The sequence below is a fragment of the Veillonella sp. 3913 genome, from assembly GCF_003992235.1.
GTDB lineage: Bacteria > Bacillota > Negativicutes > Veillonellales > Veillonellaceae > F0422.
Map to the genome: position 1 here is coordinate 155,744 of NZ_RQVF01000002.1, position 19,019 is coordinate 174,762.

The window sequence follows — 19,019 nt, forward strand, 5'->3', positions numbered from 1 at the left end:
CTCTTTATAACAAACGTGCTCCCTCCTAGGTAGGGGCCCCTATGTTAACTCACTATATACTTATTATATAATGATGAAATACACTCCCTTACATACAATTCACATACTAGCTAGTCTTGTTTCTGTAGCTTAATACCACCACGTTTTGCAATAAAAGCAGCCAAGAAAATGCCGCAACTACCAGTAATCAGCTGTGGCCAGCCCATGCTGAACAAGATGCCTTTTTGCATTGCTTCAGGAATGCCCGGCATCAACTGGAATAAAGCCAAGAATAGTCCATAAAGAACTACACTCTTTACAATGGCCCCTGTAATTGCTGTCATCCATACACGTTTTGTTCCTAATACCTTTACAGTAATTGCATATGCCATGCTACCAATAGCCACCACAGGTACAAATAAAGGTATGGTCAACATACCTTGTAAAAATGCCATGAGAGGCGTTACACAAGCTACAACGAATCCACTCCACAAACCATAGCGCCAGGTAGCCAATGCCGTACAAGCACCTACGATGGAGCCTACTAAAAATTGCACTAAACCGTGCATAGGAATAATCATGCGAAGAAATCCTTGGCTTAGCAAAGCAATAGCTAAGAGCAAGGCACTTCCTGTTATCGTTTTGACTGACATTATGCTAACCCTTCTTCCATTAAATGTTGTAATTGTTCAGCTAATACTTTTGCAGCTTTACCTGGTTTACCATCACCTACAGGTTCACGATTTAAGGTGGTAATCGGAATAATGCCACCAATGGTATCGGTGAAGAAGATTTCGTCTGCATCTTTTAGGAAAGCTTCATCAAATTCACGCTCAATAATCGTAATTCCTGCTGTTGGTGCTACACGAGTTACCACTAACTGACGGGTGATACCCTTTAAAATATGATGGTTGGCTGGATGCGTATAACACACACCATCTTTCATCACAAATACATTAGATGTAGCCCCTTCTGTAACGATGCCATCACGCACTAAAATAGCTGTATAAGCACCTTTTTTCTCGGCTTTTGTTTGTGCCAAAATATTAGGAATTAAGTTTAGTGTTTTGATGTCTACACGAGCCCACCGTTCATCAGGCAAGGTAATGGCTTTTACACCTTCTTGCAAGGCCCCTAAATCCGTTGTAATCGGTTTAATAAACATATACATTTGCGGTTCTAATTTAGAACGCTCAAACGCATGATGACGTGGTGTTACCCCTCGAGTAATCTGTAAGTAAATATATCCATCAGTAATTTCACTTTGTTCAATCATGATTTCATGCAACTCTTGCAACTCATCAGGAGGCATGCGCACAGGAATGTCCATTTCACGCATCGAACGATACAAGCGATCTTGATGATAGGAAAAGGCAAAAGCGCGACCATTATACACCCGCACTACCTCGTATACACCATCACCAAAACAATATCCTCTATCATCAAGACTAACCACCTTGGCGCCAGACTCTACCATCTCGCCATTAAAATATGTTAATTCTTTCATAGTAACACCTCATAGTATACATACGAATCAAGTATTATCTTCATTATAGTACAGACAAGTATAAAATTCTACACCTTTTACATCAAATCTCCTGTAGAAGCAAACAATCTACCACTAACGCAAACTAAGCAACGCGCAAGTTTGCAAATAACGTCCCTCCACCTGAGGAACGCGTTTACGAGTAGCAGCCTTGTGGCGTTCCTTATTACCTAAATCATACAAACGCAAGAAGACCGTAACATACCCCTGAACAAACATAACCACTGTATAGTTTGAGAAGGGGTGTGTTACGGTCTTCCATTTACCTTATTTAATTACGAACGCCACAGGCTACATAGCAAAACAAGTGACGATACATTATGAAATACCGTTTGAGAGGGGTATGTCGTGCTCTTCCCTTTGCTTATTAAGTTACAAACGCCACAGGCTGCATAGTGTTACAAGAAATGACTTACTTGCCTAATACATAAGCCCGTACTTGTTTCGGCAATGTTTCTAATCCTTTTGTCACTCCAAAAGATAAGATGACTGCGCTCACATACATAAGCACGACTGTCGTTGTTGTATATCCTAATCCGCCGATTTGCAAAACTTTATCTAACAGAATCAACATAAATGGATGCACCAAATAAATACCATAGGACGCATTTCCCAATTCTGTCCAAAAGGTTTCCACTATGTCACTCATAGATGACACGGTGAACGCCCACACAAAAAAGATACAACCCATACCTGTATACACCAATCCTTGTGGACTTAGCTGATGCACTGTATAAATGGCCTCTAATCGAGTATATCCCCACTCTGCCATTACATAGTAATAGGAGCCTAACATAGCCACTAAGGATAAAATAAATCCAACCGTGATGCCGAAACCGTGGGAGTCAATCCATTCCAACATTGTATCAAAGCGTTCTGCTAATATCCCCCCTAATAGGAAAATCCATATATAAAATCCTACAAAATAATTGAGGCGCATGCTAAAGATATACTGCAACCATTCTTGCGAAAATTGTACAGAACCTGCCATATAAGAGGACCAATAATTCACTGCCATTTGCGCAAAAAACAATATAGTCATCAGCACTATGGGGGCTTTCAGTATAGACCGCAGGGCCCATCGCCAAAGTGGCATCAAAGCGTAAAACCAAAGAAGTATAACTAGAAAATACAGATGATACATGCCATTTCCAAAAAGTAGAGTCAACCCTAACACATGTGGCATCAGTCCCCATGCGTTATGAGCTAATACCGCATTGTAGGCCGTATATAGGATAGTCCACACAATATAGGGATAGAGCACCACCTGCGTGCGACGGCGCAAAAAGTCAGAATAAGAAAAATCATCCTCCACCGATGTATGATAGAACAACCCGAAGGCAGACAAGAAGAAAAAGGCAGGCACTGTAAAGCGAGACACAATTTCTAACAGTCCTAATAGATGTATATTAATCGTAGGGTTCGCTAATGCATAGGACCCTACATGGATACCGATCACACCTAACATACATAGTCCCCGCATATAGGTAATGGCCGGTATAGCTGGTTTTCTCATAATTCCTCCAAAAAAGAGGGGCTACGCCCCTCTCTCCTTGTATTGTATTACCTTATTGAGCCTTTTGTTTTGCTTTTGCAGCTGCTGCGTCTGCTTTTGCTTTATTAGCTCTCGCCTCTGCTTCCGCTTTTGCTTTTGCCTCAGCCTCTGCTTTAGCTCTTGCTTCTGCTTCACGGCGTAAACGCAACTCTTTTTGTAACGGAGCTACAGGTTCACGATACACGGTAATATCTGTTTCGAACAATCGTCCCCATGGGAATCGAGCGGATACAGTGCGTGGATCCAATTTTAAATAAGTCGCCGCAAAGTCTTGCACTCGCTCACCCATATAACTTTCCAAAGTTTCATTTAAGGTTCCTGTATATTTCACATTATCTGTACGAATGGAATCTTGCATACGATACACATCTTTACGAATATTTGCTTGGTATGCCCAATTATCCAAATATTGTTGTGTCAACATATTTCGATGACTTTGATCATCCATATGCACTCCTAAAATACCCTGTGCTATGGCATAGCCAATAGTATTACTTGCCGTATTCCATCCATTATAAGCACTAACTTTATACAGTAAATCCCGTTGATACAATCCATAGACCAATGTATTATCCGATCCATTGGAATAGGCAATATCTGCAATACTAACAGGTACTCCTTGATTCATAGCTGCTTGAATATGGTCTAAAAATTCATTGGTACTTCTAGAAATCATAGGGAAGTTTTCAAAAGCTTCTGACTCACCTGTCACTGTACCTAATGGCGTATTTACTGCTAGTAACACAGATGGTTTTCCTTTAGTTTTCATCTTGCCACCTACGGCCACTACATGTTCAGCAATTGTTTTTTCTACTTTTTGGTCCTCATAATGTGGTACTGTCTCACCACCACCACCTAATGGATAAATAACCTCAAATGTCGGTGTCAAGTGATTGCGATCCACATGGTCACGAGCGATTAATAACAATCCTAATTGATCTGCTCCTGGGAAACTACCATATTGCGTAGGGGAAAGTCCTTTACTATATTTTTGTAAATAACGACCTTCCATAGCCGATTGAGATAAACTACTAGTATCGTCATGACCTAATGCAAAATATTTAAATACACCTTTTTTAGTGATATCAATTAATTGACGATTAATTTCCATATTTTTTTGACGACGATGGAACCAGTCCTGTAAAAATTCCACTGGCACCGTAGCTTGCAACATGAACAACTCTTTTTGTTCATCTGCCGTCAATTTTTGACTGTCCAATTTATCTTGTAAAGCAGCAATACGGAAAATAGTCGGGCCATATTGATCATAATAGGCTGGCTCCACACCGCCACCACTAGCACGAGGAGAGCGCATCACCGTACCAAATGCATACATTGGTATATTAGGATATTTTTTGTGCAAATCTTCAATATGATGTACTCGATATTCCAAAGTATGTAAATCTAAATTGTGTTTTCTAGAATCTACAAGGCCTCCATAGATTAAGGAGTCTGTACTTAACACAAGCACATCTGCTTTACTAATATTCTCATCAACCCATTTCCAAATCGCTTCTGCATTTCCTTGAAAGTTACGACCTGAAATGTAATATTGAGGTGGTGTTAACACCGTATATCCTGCATCTTGAGCCGTAGCCACCGTATAAGCCAAACTCACTGGGCGGTCATCTTGTGGTACATAGAGTACTGTCGTAGCCTCTGCAGTGATCGCATGGCTCAATACCGCAGTTGCCACCGCTGTAGCCATAATCGCAAACTTATGTCGCCATTGTTGTTTTCTCATGTTTTATATATCTCCTATTTTATAGTATTCTTTGCTTATTATCTTGATTAGTCATATGTAAATTATCGATGAATCCGATCAATACGCGGCAGATTCCAATGATACTCAATGGCTATCATGCGAATGATAAAAACGATAAGGAATGTCACATAGGATGCCACTATTTGATGTCCTATAGCATACACTACGAAGTAGGCAATCCCACCTAATAAAGCTGGCAAGGCATACACTTCTTCTTTCAACACACTCGGCGTGCGATGTGCTAAAATATCTCGGATAATACCGCCACCCACAGCTGTAATTCCACCTAACACAACGGTGAGCACCAAGTTAGTTGGATCTGTAGCTATCCCAATAGTCGCTCCTGTCACTGTAAACGAAGCCAAACCTAAAGCATCTGCTATCAGATACACTTTCGTCGCACCTTTACCTTCAATATAACGATTCCAGCCATAACGATACATGATAAACATGATCCCAACCGTAATTAACGTGATAGAAATATATAAGCCCGTTTGCAAAGATGTGGGCGGTATGCGTCCTACCATAACATCTCGTACAATCCCACCTCCAATAGCAGTTACCAGCGCCAAAATCAGTATACCAAAAATATCCATACGCCGTTGAATCCCCAAAAGTGCGCCAGAAATCGCAAAGGCAATTGTTCCAATAATGTCAAATAATAACCATAAAAAATCCATACAAAGCCTCCTCATACGGAATTATTGTACCATTCTTTTGAGCAAGATACTAGACATTTTATAAAGCGAAAAGGACGGTTGTATCCGCCCTTTTTTATTACCCTCATGATGAGGAATTTTACACTCTATTCCAGAGTTATATAGTATCTTGCCACAAAATACAATGATATAACAATAAAAGCGTCTATGCAGTGCATAAACGCTTTTAAACCTTGGCGGAGGATTAGGGATACACCCTATAAACCCGCTTATCTCCTAGCTTTTCCACTTTCCACCCCCTACAGGGGGCAAGATAGGGGGCAAAACTACTATGTATAATCACCTCATAAACAAGGCTATCAGCTGTACGGCTTTTAGTCTTGTTTTTCTTTTTTCTGACTATTTACGGCTATGATCTCAAAAAATAACGCTCTTATTTCGCCTGTACGGGGCTTTTCCATAGTCGCCCTATAGTTTATACCTAGACTATTATAACCACACAATAACGGCGAATATTCGCACACATTCAAGCCTAAAATATGGTATACTTTATGTATCCTCATTTCATCATGAAAGGGGGTGACTTTCATGTTTGAGGAGTTTTACACACAAGTAGGCAACTTTCTAGCCCCTGTAATTCAAGGTATCATGATTTATGTTATTTCTCACATATTGATTGAGATCTTCAAAAACAGAAAATAAGAAAGACAAAAAGGACGGCTTGCACCCGTCCTTTTTTGTTACCCTCATGATGAGGAGTTTTACACTTTATGCCACAATTATATACCATCTTGCCACAAAATACAAGAATTGCTTTTATGCATGCATATAAAGGTTATATATAATTGAGTATATACACTCTAATGTAAATCCTATTACATCAATTATACCAATAATAACCAATAATTTATAGCTAAGGCTCATAGCCCTAAACTCTTTGAATCGTTTTTCTTTCATCAAATTTACCTTTTATCCGATTTTTCAATATTACTGTTCTATCTTTTATTTCTTGTAGCTGTATCACAATTTCACCAATTTTCACGATACAACAAGATAACAAGAAAATAGCCATAAATACTTTTTTTGTTTCCTTTTTCATCTGCTACCTCCTACACAAATTCATAAGGGTTAGGAATTACAATATTTTTACAGTTGACCCAATGCGTAAAGATGGGAATATACTTCTTGTTTTTTCTGCTGTTTATCTTCCCTAAAAATATGCATATATCAAGTATATAAGCCCTAGTTTCGATAATGCATATATCAGCTTTAATACTTAGTTTCCCTATTAATTGGTCGCCAAATTGATCAAGAATAGAATACATCTGATCGTGCTTTTTGTATAACAGGTTTAATTCTTCTTTTACTTGTTCTACATCCACTAAGCGATTTGATATATCTTTATGCTTTCCGCCTGTTACATGAATAGGTAGAGCATGATTTTGTGGTGCATATCCTTGATTATATACTTCTAACTCGCCTTGTAAATCATGGATTTTTTGGCCAATACGCCTAAAACCTTTTAATATCAATAGCATTGAATCATACGTATACATCATTACCCCTATCATATACAAGAAAAAGGGGGAATTACTCCCCCTGATCCTTATACAGTCTTTTGTAAATAGATTGCTTTCTTTTTGTTCTCTAGTACAAAAGCGTCATACACAATACGCCCCTCGATTAAATGACCATTGATAAACGGAGGGTTCTCATGAATCATAAAATCTGCTAGCTTAGTAACGCCTACTGTTGCACTAGGATGTACCATAGCAAAACCGAATTTTTCAGGTAAACGGCTAGTTGGTACTTTTATCACCGTTGCACCGTCTAGGTTACTTAATACCCCTTTTAAACGCATATCTTGGCCTACTTCGGTATTTAATACAATATCTTTAGATTGTTTCAAGATAGAGTATGTATCAGGTGTTACCACCAATACACGGCCGTTATCAGGCACTAACGCATTATCTAGTGCATTTGTGGCCTTGATAATTTCAGAAAAGATATTTTCAGGGGTTAAAGTAACAGGCTCAGGCGTTGTACCGGCTCCTTTTAAAATTTGGTCTAGCATGTACGTTTCAATTTCAGGAATGATTACCTGTCGTTGCTGTCTTGCTAATGCAGAACTAGCCTCTAATTGCTGTACGGTTTCGTCTTGGTCTAACTTATCAATAACGAATGTAAAGGATCTATCCTTACGCAATGTAAAGGTTTCTGTTGTTGCTTCTAAGTCAACGATATTGCCATACAAGCTATTAATCTGTAATCGTCCATTATTGACTTGTTTTTCTACTCGTTCGCCTGTTTCTGATTTTGTTCTTGCGTAATCAGTCATTTCTACAGTACCTACTTTGTAGATATTGACTGTTTTTGCTCCGTCAAAATCAAAATCACGGTTAGTTAATAAGTCAATACGTGACTCTTTTGTAAATAATTCGTCTACATATGGTGCGAATTTTGTTGCTAATTGAATAGCCATTGTTGTTACCTCATTTCATAACAAGGTACTACTACAAGCCCATACCCTTTCGTATTGGGTCTTCTGCTAGTGATTGCTTATGTTCGGAATCGCTAAGATAAATTGATCTAGGCTCGCCCGGTGTAACACCTGTTGGCCCTAGTCTTGTATGTGTACCTTGTAATGCTTTCTTTAATGATAAAATACTAGTTTCTAATTCTTCGGTATTACTGAACTTTAAAATATCGTACATTTCCTCACTAAAATGATGTGATTTTAAAAGTTCCGTACCTTTTATACGCAGTTCCTGTTGTCGCAGTTCCTCCGCTTTTGCTTGATAGTCCTTTTCATACCGTTCTTTTTCACGGCCTAAGCGGTCTGATACGATTTTGTTTACTTCATCTTGCGTAAAAGTTTTTTCTTGTTGATCCATGTTTTCCATGTAAAGTACCTCTTTTCTAAAAATAAGAGTAAATAAACACATAACAAAAAGGCGTGAGATAGTGTAAACGGAGGTATACACTTTCCCACGCCATATGCTTACATATATTGAGATACGCCACAAGGTCTTTAACACCAATTTTACAATATATGCGGTACTTGTTATGTTATCTATATTATACCACAAATAGCATAAAATAGCTACTTTTTAGGCTGTAAATACACATCATATGACCCATTTTGATTAGGTCGTACTTTCAATGAATGCATATAGAATTTTTCTCGAATCTGCTTTAGAATTACATCAATTTCTTTCAACTGTTCCTTGTTATCTATCTTCCAATGTAGTTTCATTTATCACCTTTTTTACAATTTAACCACGCTTCAACCACGCTTTAAATCATTTTTTATCTTTTTTTGCTTTCCTTTCGGATAAATCAAAATAATAGCTATCCTCTCTAAATTTTTGCATAGAATGAAAACACCCTAACTCATAACATCTTGACATTAAGTAATTAAATTCATCAATATCACAATCTTTGATACCTTTTTCAAGCAATCTTGCCCTTACTACCGTCAGTAACGCTTCTTTTTCCTTAAATTGCAATTTAAACTCATGTTTCATATAATAAACCTCCATTTAATACGGCTAATTTCAACGCTAAGGGGCTTATAGTGACTCCCTAGTAGATTACACCTAGAAAGCCACTAACTCACCCTATAGGCCTATTTTTTAAAGGCCATCGCAACACATTCCTCTAAATCTGTTAGCAAGTATTCAGTTACAGTCGCTAAAATAACGTGCGTACCTGTAATATCTTGATTGTTGTTACAGTCAATACCAACGTATAATAACTCTCTGATATTTTCGATTTTTGTTGCTAGTTGATTTTCTTTAGTCAAAGGCTTTACATCTTCTGCATTCATTATAAATAAACCTCCTTGTCCCTGTAATATGTGCTATTACAAACCATCAGGCTCAGTATCCCAATCAATTTGCTTTTTTATTTTATGCACTTTTTCATCTTCAATGCTCCACTTATAAGCTAATGCTTGCCAATCTGTTACACCTTGCCACCCTTTCGCTTGATAGTGATAGTAGAATTTAAGAGGATCAATACATAAATCATTTACCTTTACAAATTCTTTCACTTCTTCTAACACGGGTGCGTGTTTTGTTTGTGGTGAGTTATCTCCTAAAATCTCAAGCAGTAATTGGCGTACCTGTTCCCTTGCTTCTTTGTTGTTCCTGATAAAACTTGTAAATTCTTTTAAAACATTTTCTTTCATATAATCCCCTGTTGATTAATGACCACTAAATATAAAGTTATACACATATTCACCCTCTCCTTGGGTATCCTCTCCTCTCTTCTGAATCTCACTCTCTTCTGAATCTCTTCTTATCTAAATCTTTTCTTATCTCTTCTATTCTTATTCTCTTCTATTCTCATCTATTAGTTACATAATGTGACACCCTTGTTACATCTCCGTTACATATTCGTTACATCTCCGTTACATATTCGTTACATGGTCATTGTGTTGCTAATTTCTTATTATATTCTCTTGCTCTAAATGCCTGTTGTCGTTCTGCATTAGTCTCAGGACCAGTTATATCCTTAAACTCTTCTATATTCAACACCTCTTTATTATCTCCAATAGTTGCAAGATTAGTGTTGATCATAAATAATATAGTTTTCTCTACTAGCTCTTTATCTTCGCCAATTGAATCGGCTATTTCCTCGGCTATTGAATCGCCCACTTCCTCATAGTAGATGAATCCATTCCATTTAAGGCTATGTAAAACAATTTTCAAATAAATAACAAGCATTGTTTCACCGTGTTCTTGTTTTCTTAGTTTCCTCATTTTTAAAGATGTGAAATGATTTTCATGTAATCTAACCCATCTATAAACCTGTTTTCCACGTTCTATAGCCTCTTTTATACGTTCCTGTTTGGTTTTCTTTTTCTTCGGTGTAGCCATTTCCTCTACAGCTTGTACTGTTTCCTCTTGATCATCCTGTAAAGATACTTCATTTTCTGCTTGCTGTTCTAACATCTTCGCTTGTTGATTTAATTTTTTTCGTTGTTCTTCTAACTCCTTATAGTGGCTTTCACCTAGTACAGGAATTGTATATTTTTCTTCCATTAATTACCTATTTCCTCCTATAAATATTATGTATTGGCAATATCTAATAAACCATGTAAAATAATAGTATAGTCCCCTGAATCATTGTGTTTGAATTTGCCTGTATAGGCGTTATAGGGCGACATTCGACCGTTGCAGTAATTGGCATTACTGTAGCGGTTTTTTCTGTATCTAGCATTATTGCCCCCTTTCATTTAAAAACTTTTCAAAGTCTACTAGCTTTACAAGCGGTTTTCTTTCACCGCCATCAATAAAGCTATCTTTATACTTGCTAATCTGTTTCATTTCACGCATTCGCCGTGTAACAGTGGTAGCACTCATAGAATAATGTTGAATGATATAAGAGGGCTGTACGTATATAGGCTTATCATGTTTACGATCATATACCGCTAATACAAGCCCCCTATTACTTAATAACTTTTGAATCTCTTCGACTGATTGCATATATTACCCCTTTTTATTACCTATTTGAGCCGTTAAGGCTCTTTTTATATATTCCTAATGGTTTTATATCTAATCTACTGTAATACCTGTCCAAAGGTCTTTACAGTCCTTTTTATTCATGTACACGACTTGACCATTAAAAATACATTTCACTAACTGACCGCTTGTATATACACGATCAACATTAATAACCCCGGTACAAGGTAGTGAGTTCTTTTCTTTCATAGTGTTTACCTCTTGTTTGTTAAATATTTGTTGAATATATGTATAAATGTTGAGAATTTACCTTAATACAGTAGCATTCTATACGCATTCCCCCTTTATAAATATTTAGAAATGTTAATACTTTTTGATCGTCCCTCTTAATGCTGTAGGTGATTATATGAGGTTTGTTAAGCATTAAGAAAAGAATAATTCATCAATAGTTAGTTGTAATCCTAAACGGCTGTTGAGTACGTTTTGGATTGCTTGCATTTCATCAGCTGTAAAGGGTACTTTACCTACTTCTTTTGAACCGTAGCCTTGAGCCGTAGAAACGCCAATTACATTGGCCATATCTTTTTGAGTCATTCCACACATTTTGCGATAGCCAATTAATTTATTGTACTTCTTCACTTTATCACCTCTTTTCATGTGTAAATATATCTTTACAGTTGTAATTATATCATTCCATCTATAACTTGTAAACACCTTTTTACAAATGGAATTATGTGATAAAATAAAACAGAGGTGATTATATGATTTTAAATAATTTTAAAACTATTTTAGGGGCTAAGCGTCTTACAATATCAAAGGTATCAAAAGACACAAAAATATCTAGACCTACACTAACTAGTATTTATTACAATGATAATCAAAGTATTTCTATGAATATACTCAATACTTTATGTATGTATCTAAACTGCTCTACTAGTGAATTTTTTTCATATATTCCATTTGATATTACATTCACTATTAATCCAAACGAAAGCATTACAACAGATTCTGACTTCTTTTACAATGAGGGGGATAAAGAGTTTATCTCACATCTCAGTGTTATTGGCCAAATCGATATAGAAAAAGGGACAAAAACAACAATTCCATTTAAAGGTGATTTCTATAACAGGGGTGGTTATGATATTAACTTAATGATTACACTCTCAACAAATAAAGAATCTTATGATAGTATTGCACCATATATATTTTTAGAACATATAGAAAATGAGATTATCAATGAATTAGACAATTTGTATAATGAGATATCAAACGATATAGATACATTCAGTAAATCTTTTGAAATATCTTCAGTCGATATAGGTTTTCAAGAGTAAAAGCATTAGCCCCTTTCACAATGAAAGGCGGTATCTGTTATGTGGATTGAGGAACACCACACCAAAAAAGGTATCAAGTATAAATACTTTGAACGATATAAAGACCCTGTAACGGGCAATAATAAACGTGTATCCGTGACTATGGAGAGTAACAGCCCTCAAGCTACTAAGTTAGCTACACGGCTTTTACATGAAAAGATTACAAAGGCTATAGATCAGGCACAAGAAAAGGCCACCCGTGAAAATACAGTGTACTTTCAACAAGTGGCCAATGAGTGGCGACAATTTAAGGCGTTATCATGCAAGCTATCCACTGATAGCAATAACCGCCTAACCGTCAATAAATTATGTGAGTATATACAGGATACACCATTACACGATGTAAAGGCAATCACTATAGAGGAATTGGCACATACGATGTACCACGTACAGGGGCTTTCTTACGATTACACATGTAAAGTAATTACCACGGTAAAGAGTATCTATAGATATGCTAAGAAAAAATGCTATATAGAGGATATTAGGCACATTGAGGATATCGAACTCATAAAAAAGCCTATGACTATGCAAGAATTGGATAAAAAACAGTCTAAGTTTTTAGACCGTGAGGAATTAAAAACGGTACTCCTTGCCTTGCATAGTATCAGCCCTCGTATATCCTTACTCATGGAATTTATGAGCCTAACAGGCCTACGAATTGGCGAACTGCTCGCCTTGCGTGTATGTGACTACGATAAAGCCAATAAGAGGGTACACATTAACGGTACTATATCACAATATAGGCAAGGGCAAGCCCCTAGCCGTGGCACTCCTAAGAATATCTATAGTGTACGGTATGTATCCTTGAATGACCGTTGTATTAGTATCATTGAAAAGCTGTTACTAGAGAATAAAAGGCTCGCATGGGATAACAGTTACAACGATCAGGGCTACATATTCACAAATAAAAAAGGCAATCCTTACGAACCCCAATACATCAATAAGATGTTACGCAAGATACATATTGAGGGCAAGCACCTAACCACGCATATTTTTAGGCACACGCATATTAGTATGCTAACAGAATTAGGCGTACCATTAAAAGCTATCATGCAAAGGGTAGGCCATAATGACCCTAAAACCACACTAAGCGTATATAGTCATGTGACCGAATCCATGCAAGATGAAATAATAAAAAAGCTAAATGCTATCTAGTTTTTCACTTTTCGTGTATTTGTCATATTCTATAGAATTTTTAGGCAACAAAAAAAGCCCCCTTATTTTTAGGGGGCTTGATAGGGGGCAAACGGGTAAAAAAAAGTGGTCTATACACTTATAAGCAAGAATCAGAAAAGCCCTGTAGAATTGCATTTTATAGCACTTTTCTATTTCTGTTTATAAGCATATACACCCTTTAAACCTTGGCGGAGAGAGAGGGATTTGAACCCTCGGTACGGTATCACCGCACACATGATTTCCAATCATGCTCCTTAAGCCGCTCGGACACCTCTCCAAGTGAATACTTAACTATTATAAACCACTAAATATATTCCGTCAAGCACTTTTTTCTCCCCTGCAGAGGAACGCAGTTGTGCGTAGTAGCCTTGTGGCTACCCTTACTAGCTAATTTGCATAAACCCTAGAAGAGTGCGACCCCTCCGTGAGGAACACCATGTCGCGTAGAACGTCCCGTGGCACTGTAATTACCTAAATAGCACAAACACTAGAAAAGCGCCGCATGTTCCGAAACAAACCTAACCACTGTATCAGTTTGTGGAGGAATGCCATTAGGTGTAGTAGCCTTGTGGCATTTTTTACACCTAAATCACAAAAATGCAAGAAGAGCACGGTGTACCCCCATCCCGTGAGGAACGCCATGTCGCGTAGAACGTTCCGTGGCACTGTAATTACCTAAATAGCACAAACGCTAGAAAAGCGCCGCATGTTCCGGAACAAACCTAACCACTGTATCAGTTTGTGGAGGAATGTGCGGCGATTTTCCCTTACACTAACAATAAAGAGCCACGGACAGAATAGCAACACAAGAGACGATTTAGCGAGGCAAGTACCCCAAATGCTGCAGCAATATTTTGACTCCAATCAGAATCAATATAACTCCTCCTGCCATTTCGGCTCTTTCACGAAATGCTTTCATCATATGATATCCACTAAATATGCCCACGAGACATACCAAGAAGGTAATCACCCCTATGGTGAGCGATGTAAAATATATATCCACATGCAATAGTGCAATGGTAACCCCTACAGCTAAAGCATCGATGCTAGTGGCAATGGACAACGCTAACATCTCTTTCCAATCCACGGAAGATGTATCCTCTTCCTCATCGCTAAAAGAGGCACGAATCATATTAATACCCAAATAGCCTAAAGTAATGAAAATAACCCAATGGTCCCACTCATCAAAATTCTGCGAAAATTGAGCTCCTACAGCTGCCCCTATGATCGGCATTAAGCACTGGAATGCACCAAACAAGAATGCCAACGTGATTTTTTTCATCTTTGGATCTGCTTTCATCTGCGATGATTTACAAATAGAAACCGCAAAAGCATCCATAGCAAGACCTATCGATAAAATTAATATTTCAAGGTATGACACAAGTCCCTCCTGCAAATAACAATAAAAGTGCTTGGCAATCCCAAGCACTTTTTCTTAAAAACATTACATTTCATATAGAGAACTGTAATTGTTTTTAGTACTAATTTTATTATTATACATCACCTAAGGCTAATAGGGAATAGGCTTCTAATCCCATTGTGGTATCATTTTCAATCTGTATAGTTCGTTGCAACTCTGCACGTAACGATTCCAATACTTGTTTTGTAAAGAATTGCCCCACATCTGGATGCACCACAATGGATACATCCGTTTTTAATCGACCAAATCGATACAATTCCCGCAGACGTCGTAAGATTTGCAAATACACAGTTTCTCCTTTTAGTACATGTCCAGTCCCACCACAACTGGAACAAGTATCAAAGAGGATAGATGGAATACTTTGGCGCTCCCGTTTCCGTGTCAACTCCAACAATCCTAAGGAAGTAATACCACATACGACGGTTTTAATAGGATCCTTTTTCACTAAGTGGTTCATCAACTGTACTAGTTCTTCCATATCCTGTTTAGGCATATCTATAAAATCGCAAATGATGATTCCTCCAAGATTTCGCAATCGCAATTGTCTGGCAATCATATGGGCCGCTTCTTGATTCACTCGTTTTGCCACCTGTCCCACTTGTTCATTCTTACCACTGTAATGAGCAGAGTTTACATCAATCACAGTGAGTGCCTCTGTTTGATCAATCTGTAAGGAGCCACCAGAGGGTAGATCAATGCGATGATTTAAAAGAGCATCAATTTGTTCTTCAATACCATGTGTTTTAAAAATATCTTCCTTCTGATTCCAAAAGCTGACTTCTACAGGCTTACCAAACCGTCCTGCTCCTAATAATTGTTGCAACTCTTCATAAGCAGCTACATCATCCACCATAATAAAACCTACCGTAGGTCCTACATAGTCTCGGATCACACGATACCATAAGTTGGCGTCTCCATAGATTTCCGTTCCATTCTGTGCTACCTTATAGCGCTTTTGCAAGTGTTCCCAAGTCTGATGTAAATAGGCCATATCACGAGCAATTTCTTCTTCACTAGCCCCCATAGCTGCGGTGCGCAAAATAAATCCTACACCTCGCTCTAAATAAGGTTGTGCCATATCTTTCAAAGACTGACGCAACTCTGGGTCTGTAATCTTTTTAGAAATATGAATCTGTTGATCTTGTGGCAATAATACCATATAGTGACCAGCCAAACTAACATCAGTAGTGACACGAGCGCTTTTTCCCAGCATGGCGTCCTTCACAACTTGAACTAATAAGACTTCCCCTACATGTACTTTTTTCTGTTTCCCTTGTTCTTGTAGGTTTAGGTACACATTTTGACCGATGCCAATGTCGAGGAAAGCTGCACTCATGCCAGGTAGAACATTTTTCACTACCCCTTTATACATATGATTTACGCGATTCGATAGCTGTGGTCGTTCATATATAATTTGTTGTAAATCCCCTGTCTCATCCACAATGGCAAGACGGGTTTCCTCTTTCATCACATTGGCATATAATCGATTCATAGTCTCTCCTTATTCCACTTCTAGAGGCGTAATACAAGCCCCATCCGTTTCAATCAAAATCGCTTCACGGTGAATAGAATAACTATCTGTTACGGGCCAACCGTATTGCTCTTTACCCAATTTCCACATATCCCCTGGCTTCATAGTCCCTTCTGGATATACGCCAATAGCCATACGAATTGTTACCATATCTCCGTCTACCGTTGCTACCAAGGGTTCTTTAATGAAATGTTTCACATCAATCATTCTTGTTTTCTTCGGTGTTACTTTTTCATATAATACTTCATTTGCACTATTAAAAGGTTCCAGCAACTGTTCCCAATTTGCGCGTTCTACAGCCGGGCCTGTCACCTCATAGACAGCATAATTGCATATGGCCATCATTTTTTTCACTTTATCCGGCATGAATCGTCCATCCAAGACTTCTAAGCCTTTTGGCGCTGATTGTGAAAGTCGGCTCATCAATTCTTCTAATGACCCTTCTTCTAACACATCCATATCACAATATTCAGCACTAGCCGTAATACCCAAGGCAAGGGCAGAGGAAAAACTAATCTTCATATGTGGATTAAATCCCTCAGAATAAGCCATTTTAATCCCACTACGACGAATCATACGCTCTATGGCGGAGGCATAATCTAAATGGGATAAAAAGCGAAGTTCTTCTCCCTTATGTAAGGCCAAACGTAACTTTCTCAACACGTCCACCCTCCTTATAATCAATAATTGGTGTGCCTAGCTCTGGACAAGCATTACAGCCATTACATGGCTTACGACGGCAATCCCACGTCAACGTGCCTTCTACAGCACGCTCCCATTCACGTTGTAAAAAGGCTTTACTTACGGTGTCATCAATATGTTCCCAAGGCAATGCCTCTTCAAAGCTACGTTCACGGCGAGCATAATAATCTGGATCAATATTCGTATCTTTGAAAGCCTGCATCCAGGTATCGTATTTAAAATACTCTGTCCAGCCATCAAATTTACAGCCATGTTTCCATGCCTCTATGACGGATAGCGCTAATCGTCTATCTCCACGAGCAAAGATAGCCTCTAAATACCCCGTATGTCCATCATGATAATGATAGGAAATATTCCGATTGTTGATAAGAGATTTTAAATATCTCTGTTTACGATGAATTTCCTCTACATCTTGTTGACCATACCATTGGTAAGGGGAGTGTGTTTTCGGTACGAAGAAAGAACAACTCACTGTCACCTTGCCATTGCGTTTGCCTGTAATATCTCGGTGCAAATCTAATACTTTATAAGCTAAGTCAGCAATGCCTGCTACGTCTTCATCGGTTTCCGTCGGTAAGCCCATCATGAAATAAAGTTTTACTGTATTCCATCCAGACTTAAAAGCATTTTCACAGGCTGCCATTAAATCTTCTTCACTAACACCTTTGTTAATCACATCACGCATACGTTGAGAGCCTGCTTCTGGAGCAAAGGTTAAGCCACTTTTACGCACTTGCTGCACTTTTTTTGCAATATCAATAGAAAATGCGTCAATACGCAAAGATGGTAGACTAACACTGACTTGTTTATCTTTAAATTCTTCCATCAGCATATCTACTAATTCTGGCAATTTAGAATAATCTGCAGAACTTAGAGACATTAAAGAAATTTCATTATATCCGGTATTGGCGATAATATCCTTTGCCATTTGTAATAACCGTTCCGGCGTTCTTTCACGAACAGGACGATATAACATACCAGCTTGGCAGAAACGACAGCCTCGCAAACAACCACGGAATAATTCTAATACAGCCCGATCATGGACTACGTCTAAATATGGCACAATAGGTGCTGTCGGATAATAGGAATGTTCCACATCTTCTACGATACGTTTTTTTACAACTGCCGGCGCTTCCTCTGCCAAAATTTTTAATCCTTTAAAATGACCGTCCTCTGTGTATTCTGGCTCATATAAAGCAGGTACATAGGTCCCTTCAATTAAGGCTGCTTTGCGCAAGAATGCCTCTTTACCGCCTGGAAAACCTTTCGCTTTTTCTGTTTTAAATAGTTCTACAAACTCCACAAGCCATTCTTCCGATTCACCGATGGACACGATGTCAAAAAAATCTGCAATAGGCTCAATATTATATACACAAGGTCCCCCTGCTAATAGCAATGGGAAAGACATATCTCGATCTTTGCTATAGAAAGGGATCTCTGCCATATCCAGCATATTCAAGATGTTGGTATAGCTCATTTCATATTGCAATGTAAATCCCAATAGATCAAATTCGCGAATTGGCGTTTTGGTTTCCAAAGAAAATAAAGGAATCTTACGGTCTCGCATTTCCTTTTCCATGTCGTGCCAAGGCGCAAAGACACGCTCAGCCACCACATCTTGACGTTCATTTAACAAACCATATAAAATTTTTATTCCTAAATGGCTCATACTTACTTCATATACATCAGGAAATGCCAAGGCCATTGTCACATCCACTGTACTGTGGTCTTTTACAATGCTATTCCATTCCCCGCCGGTATAACGAGCCGGTTTTTCCACATGTTGTAACCATGATGGATCTAAGTGAATCATACAACCTCACTAGAGGCACAAGCCTCATTTCT

24 protein-coding genes and 1 tRNA gene are annotated in these 19,019 nt (G+C 38.2%); 2 read left to right on the plus strand and 23 right to left on the minus strand.

The annotated features are described in order from the left end of the window. Positions 1-110 precede the first annotated feature (110 nt). From EO113_RS03895 to EO113_RS03960, 18 genes are all read right to left on the minus strand, one after another. Positions 111-632 carry an ECF transporter S component gene (locus EO113_RS03895; protein WP_009352874.1) on the minus strand — a complete coding sequence of 174 codons (522 nt, stop codon included), beginning with the start codon at positions 630-632 and terminating at the stop codon, positions 111-113. Continuing rightward, on the minus strand, positions 632-1,486 hold the full coding sequence (gene dat, locus EO113_RS03900; RefSeq protein ID WP_009352893.1) for a D-amino-acid transaminase: 855 nt from the start codon (positions 1,484-1,486) through the stop codon (positions 632-634). The genes EO113_RS03895 and dat overlap by 1 nt, the downstream gene beginning before the upstream one ends. Before the next feature lie 114 nt (positions 1,487-1,600). Further along, the gene (locus EO113_RS08125; RefSeq protein WP_164726315.1) at positions 1,601-1,750 is read right to left on the minus strand and encodes a hypothetical protein; all 150 of its coding nucleotides are present in this window, start codon (positions 1,748-1,750) and stop codon (positions 1,601-1,603) included. Between the two features lie 187 nt (positions 1,751-1,937). After that, on the minus strand, positions 1,938-3,041 hold the full coding sequence (locus EO113_RS03905) for an acyltransferase (RefSeq protein WP_062401340.1): 1,104 nt from the start codon (positions 3,039-3,041) through the stop codon (positions 1,938-1,940). A gap of 52 nt (positions 3,042-3,093) precedes the next feature. Beyond that, on the minus strand, positions 3,094-4,824 hold the full coding sequence (locus EO113_RS03910; RefSeq protein WP_206168648.1) for a DUF4127 family protein: 1,731 nt from the start codon (positions 4,822-4,824) through the stop codon (positions 3,094-3,096). 62 nt (positions 4,825-4,886) lie between these two features. Continuing rightward, complete coding sequence (locus EO113_RS03915; protein WP_009352969.1) at positions 4,887-5,525, minus strand: trimeric intracellular cation channel family protein; 639 nt, start codon at positions 5,523-5,525, stop codon at positions 4,887-4,889. A 907-nt stretch (positions 5,526-6,432) separates the two neighbouring features. After that, positions 6,433-6,603: a hypothetical protein gene (locus EO113_RS08130; RefSeq protein ID WP_164726316.1), complete on the minus strand. Its 171-nt coding sequence runs from the start codon at positions 6,601-6,603 to the stop codon at positions 6,433-6,435. A 10-nt stretch (positions 6,604-6,613) separates the two neighbouring features. Further along, positions 6,614-7,075: a hypothetical protein gene (locus EO113_RS03920; protein WP_164726317.1), complete on the minus strand. Its 462-nt coding sequence runs from the start codon at positions 7,073-7,075 to the stop codon at positions 6,614-6,616. Between the two features lie 35 nt (positions 7,076-7,110). After that, positions 7,111-7,986, minus strand: a complete 876-nt coding sequence (locus EO113_RS03925; protein WP_127068085.1) for a hypothetical protein — start codon at positions 7,984-7,986, stop codon at positions 7,111-7,113. 31 nt (positions 7,987-8,017) lie between these two features. Beyond that, positions 8,018-8,398 (minus strand): hypothetical protein, encoded by a 381-nt coding sequence (locus EO113_RS03930; RefSeq protein WP_164726318.1) that lies wholly within the window; start codon positions 8,396-8,398, stop codon positions 8,018-8,020. A gap of 209 nt (positions 8,399-8,607) precedes the next feature. Further along, complete coding sequence (locus tag EO113_RS08135; protein ID WP_164723829.1) at positions 8,608-8,760, minus strand: hypothetical protein; 153 nt, start codon at positions 8,758-8,760, stop codon at positions 8,608-8,610. Between the two features lie 46 nt (positions 8,761-8,806). Beyond that, the gene (locus EO113_RS03935; RefSeq protein WP_127135606.1) at positions 8,807-9,031 is read right to left on the minus strand and encodes a hypothetical protein; all 225 of its coding nucleotides are present in this window, start codon (positions 9,029-9,031) and stop codon (positions 8,807-8,809) included. A 101-nt stretch (positions 9,032-9,132) separates the two neighbouring features. Beyond that, positions 9,133-9,333 carry a hypothetical protein gene (locus EO113_RS03940; RefSeq protein WP_127135607.1) on the minus strand — a complete coding sequence of 67 codons (201 nt, stop codon included), beginning with the start codon at positions 9,331-9,333 and terminating at the stop codon, positions 9,133-9,135. A gap of 36 nt (positions 9,334-9,369) precedes the next feature. Then, positions 9,370-9,696, minus strand: coding sequence for a hypothetical protein (locus EO113_RS03945; RefSeq protein WP_127135608.1), 327 nt, complete (start codon positions 9,694-9,696; stop codon positions 9,370-9,372). A gap of 241 nt (positions 9,697-9,937) precedes the next feature. After that, the gene (locus EO113_RS03950) at positions 9,938-10,552 is read right to left on the minus strand and encodes a phage replisome organizer N-terminal domain-containing protein (RefSeq protein WP_127135609.1); all 615 of its coding nucleotides are present in this window, start codon (positions 10,550-10,552) and stop codon (positions 9,938-9,940) included. 177 nt (positions 10,553-10,729) lie between these two features. Then, positions 10,730-10,996, minus strand: a complete 267-nt coding sequence (locus EO113_RS03955; protein ID WP_127135610.1) for a hypothetical protein — start codon at positions 10,994-10,996, stop codon at positions 10,730-10,732. Positions 10,997-11,065: 69 nt separating this feature from the next. Beyond that, complete coding sequence (locus tag EO113_RS08140) at positions 11,066-11,221, minus strand: hypothetical protein (protein ID WP_164726319.1); 156 nt, start codon at positions 11,219-11,221, stop codon at positions 11,066-11,068. A gap of 174 nt (positions 11,222-11,395) precedes the next feature. After that, a complete protein-coding gene (locus EO113_RS03960; protein ID WP_127135611.1) occupies positions 11,396-11,611 on the minus strand; it encodes a helix-turn-helix transcriptional regulator in 216 nt (71 codons plus the stop codon). Between the two features lie 122 nt (positions 11,612-11,733). Here EO113_RS03960 and EO113_RS03965 point away from each other — a divergent pair, with 122 nt between their 5' ends. Beyond that, positions 11,734-12,306: a helix-turn-helix transcriptional regulator gene (locus EO113_RS03965; protein WP_127135612.1), complete on the plus strand. Its 573-nt coding sequence runs from the start codon at positions 11,734-11,736 to the stop codon at positions 12,304-12,306. Positions 12,307-12,345: 39 nt separating this feature from the next. Beyond that, positions 12,346-13,500 (plus strand): site-specific integrase, encoded by a 1,155-nt coding sequence (locus EO113_RS03970; RefSeq protein WP_127135613.1) that lies wholly within the window; start codon positions 12,346-12,348, stop codon positions 13,498-13,500. Between the two features lie 207 nt (positions 13,501-13,707). Here EO113_RS03970 and EO113_RS03975 read toward each other — a convergent pair. From EO113_RS03975 to EO113_RS03995, 5 genes are all read right to left on the minus strand, one after another. After that, positions 13,708-13,798 (minus strand) — tRNA-Ser (locus EO113_RS03975). Between the two features lie 540 nt (positions 13,799-14,338). Beyond that, on the minus strand, positions 14,339-14,902 hold the full coding sequence (locus EO113_RS03980; protein ID WP_127062345.1) for a manganese efflux pump MntP family protein: 564 nt from the start codon (positions 14,900-14,902) through the stop codon (positions 14,339-14,341). Positions 14,903-15,014: 112 nt separating this feature from the next. Next, on the minus strand, positions 15,015-16,433 hold the full coding sequence (locus tag EO113_RS03985; protein ID WP_127062348.1) for an Rne/Rng family ribonuclease: 1,419 nt from the start codon (positions 16,431-16,433) through the stop codon (positions 15,015-15,017). A gap of 9 nt (positions 16,434-16,442) precedes the next feature. Further along, a complete protein-coding gene (locus EO113_RS03990) occupies positions 16,443-17,132 on the minus strand; it encodes a TIGR03936 family radical SAM-associated protein (protein ID WP_127135688.1) in 690 nt (229 codons plus the stop codon). After that, positions 17,104-18,987 (minus strand): TIGR03960 family B12-binding radical SAM protein, encoded by a 1,884-nt coding sequence (locus tag EO113_RS03995; protein ID WP_127135614.1) that lies wholly within the window; start codon positions 18,985-18,987, stop codon positions 17,104-17,106. The genes EO113_RS03990 and EO113_RS03995 overlap by 29 nt, the downstream gene beginning before the upstream one ends. Positions 18,988-19,019 lie beyond the last annotated feature (32 nt).

Excerpts from the sequence above, each read along its gene's own strand:
- EO113_RS03895 (WP_009352874.1), bottom strand. The coding sequence starts at position 632 with ATGTCAGTCAAAACGATAACAGGAAGTGCCTTGCTCTTAGCTATTGCT.
- dat (WP_009352893.1), bottom strand. The coding sequence starts at position 1,486 with ATGAAAGAATTAACATATTTTAATGGCGAGATGGTAGAGTCTGGCGCC.
- EO113_RS03905 (WP_062401340.1), bottom strand. The coding sequence starts at position 3,041 with ATGAGAAAACCAGCTATACCGGCCATTACCTATATGCGGGGACTATGT.
- EO113_RS03910 (WP_206168648.1), bottom strand. The coding sequence starts at position 4,824 with ATGAGAAAACAACAATGGCGACATAAGTTTGCGATTATGGCTACAGCG.
- EO113_RS03915 (WP_009352969.1), bottom strand. The coding sequence starts at position 5,525 with ATGGATTTTTTATGGTTATTATTTGACATTATTGGAACAATTGCCTTT.
- EO113_RS08130 (WP_164726316.1), bottom strand. The coding sequence starts at position 6,603 with ATGAAAAAGGAAACAAAAAAAGTATTTATGGCTATTTTCTTGTTATCT.
- EO113_RS03920 (WP_164726317.1), bottom strand. The coding sequence starts at position 7,075 with ATGATAGGGGTAATGATGTATACGTATGATTCAATGCTATTGATATTA.
- EO113_RS03925 (WP_127068085.1), bottom strand. The coding sequence starts at position 7,986 with ATGGCTATTCAATTAGCAACAAAATTCGCACCATATGTAGACGAATTA.
- EO113_RS03930 (WP_164726318.1), bottom strand. The coding sequence starts at position 8,398 with ATGGATCAACAAGAAAAAACTTTTACGCAAGATGAAGTAAACAAAATC.
- EO113_RS08135 (WP_164723829.1), bottom strand. The coding sequence starts at position 8,760 with ATGAAACTACATTGGAAGATAGATAACAAGGAACAGTTGAAAGAAATT.
- EO113_RS03935 (WP_127135606.1), bottom strand. The coding sequence starts at position 9,031 with ATGAAACATGAGTTTAAATTGCAATTTAAGGAAAAAGAAGCGTTACTG.
- EO113_RS03940 (WP_127135607.1), bottom strand. The coding sequence starts at position 9,333 with ATGAATGCAGAAGATGTAAAGCCTTTGACTAAAGAAAATCAACTAGCA.
- EO113_RS03945 (WP_127135608.1), bottom strand. The coding sequence starts at position 9,696 with ATGAAAGAAAATGTTTTAAAAGAATTTACAAGTTTTATCAGGAACAAC.
- EO113_RS03950 (WP_127135609.1), bottom strand. The coding sequence starts at position 10,552 with ATGGAAGAAAAATATACAATTCCTGTACTAGGTGAAAGCCACTATAAG.
- EO113_RS03955 (WP_127135610.1), bottom strand. The coding sequence starts at position 10,996 with ATGCAATCAGTCGAAGAGATTCAAAAGTTATTAAGTAATAGGGGGCTT.
- EO113_RS08140 (WP_164726319.1), bottom strand. The coding sequence starts at position 11,221 with ATGAAAGAAAAGAACTCACTACCTTGTACCGGGGTTATTAATGTTGAT.
- EO113_RS03965 (WP_127135612.1), top strand. The coding sequence starts at position 11,734 with ATGATTTTAAATAATTTTAAAACTATTTTAGGGGCTAAGCGTCTTACA.
- EO113_RS03970 (WP_127135613.1), top strand. The coding sequence starts at position 12,346 with ATGTGGATTGAGGAACACCACACCAAAAAAGGTATCAAGTATAAATAC.
- EO113_RS03985 (WP_127062348.1), bottom strand. The coding sequence starts at position 16,433 with ATGAATCGATTATATGCCAATGTGATGAAAGAGGAAACCCGTCTTGCC.
- EO113_RS03995 (WP_127135614.1), bottom strand. The coding sequence starts at position 18,987 with ATGATTCACTTAGATCCATCATGGTTACAACATGTGGAAAAACCGGCT.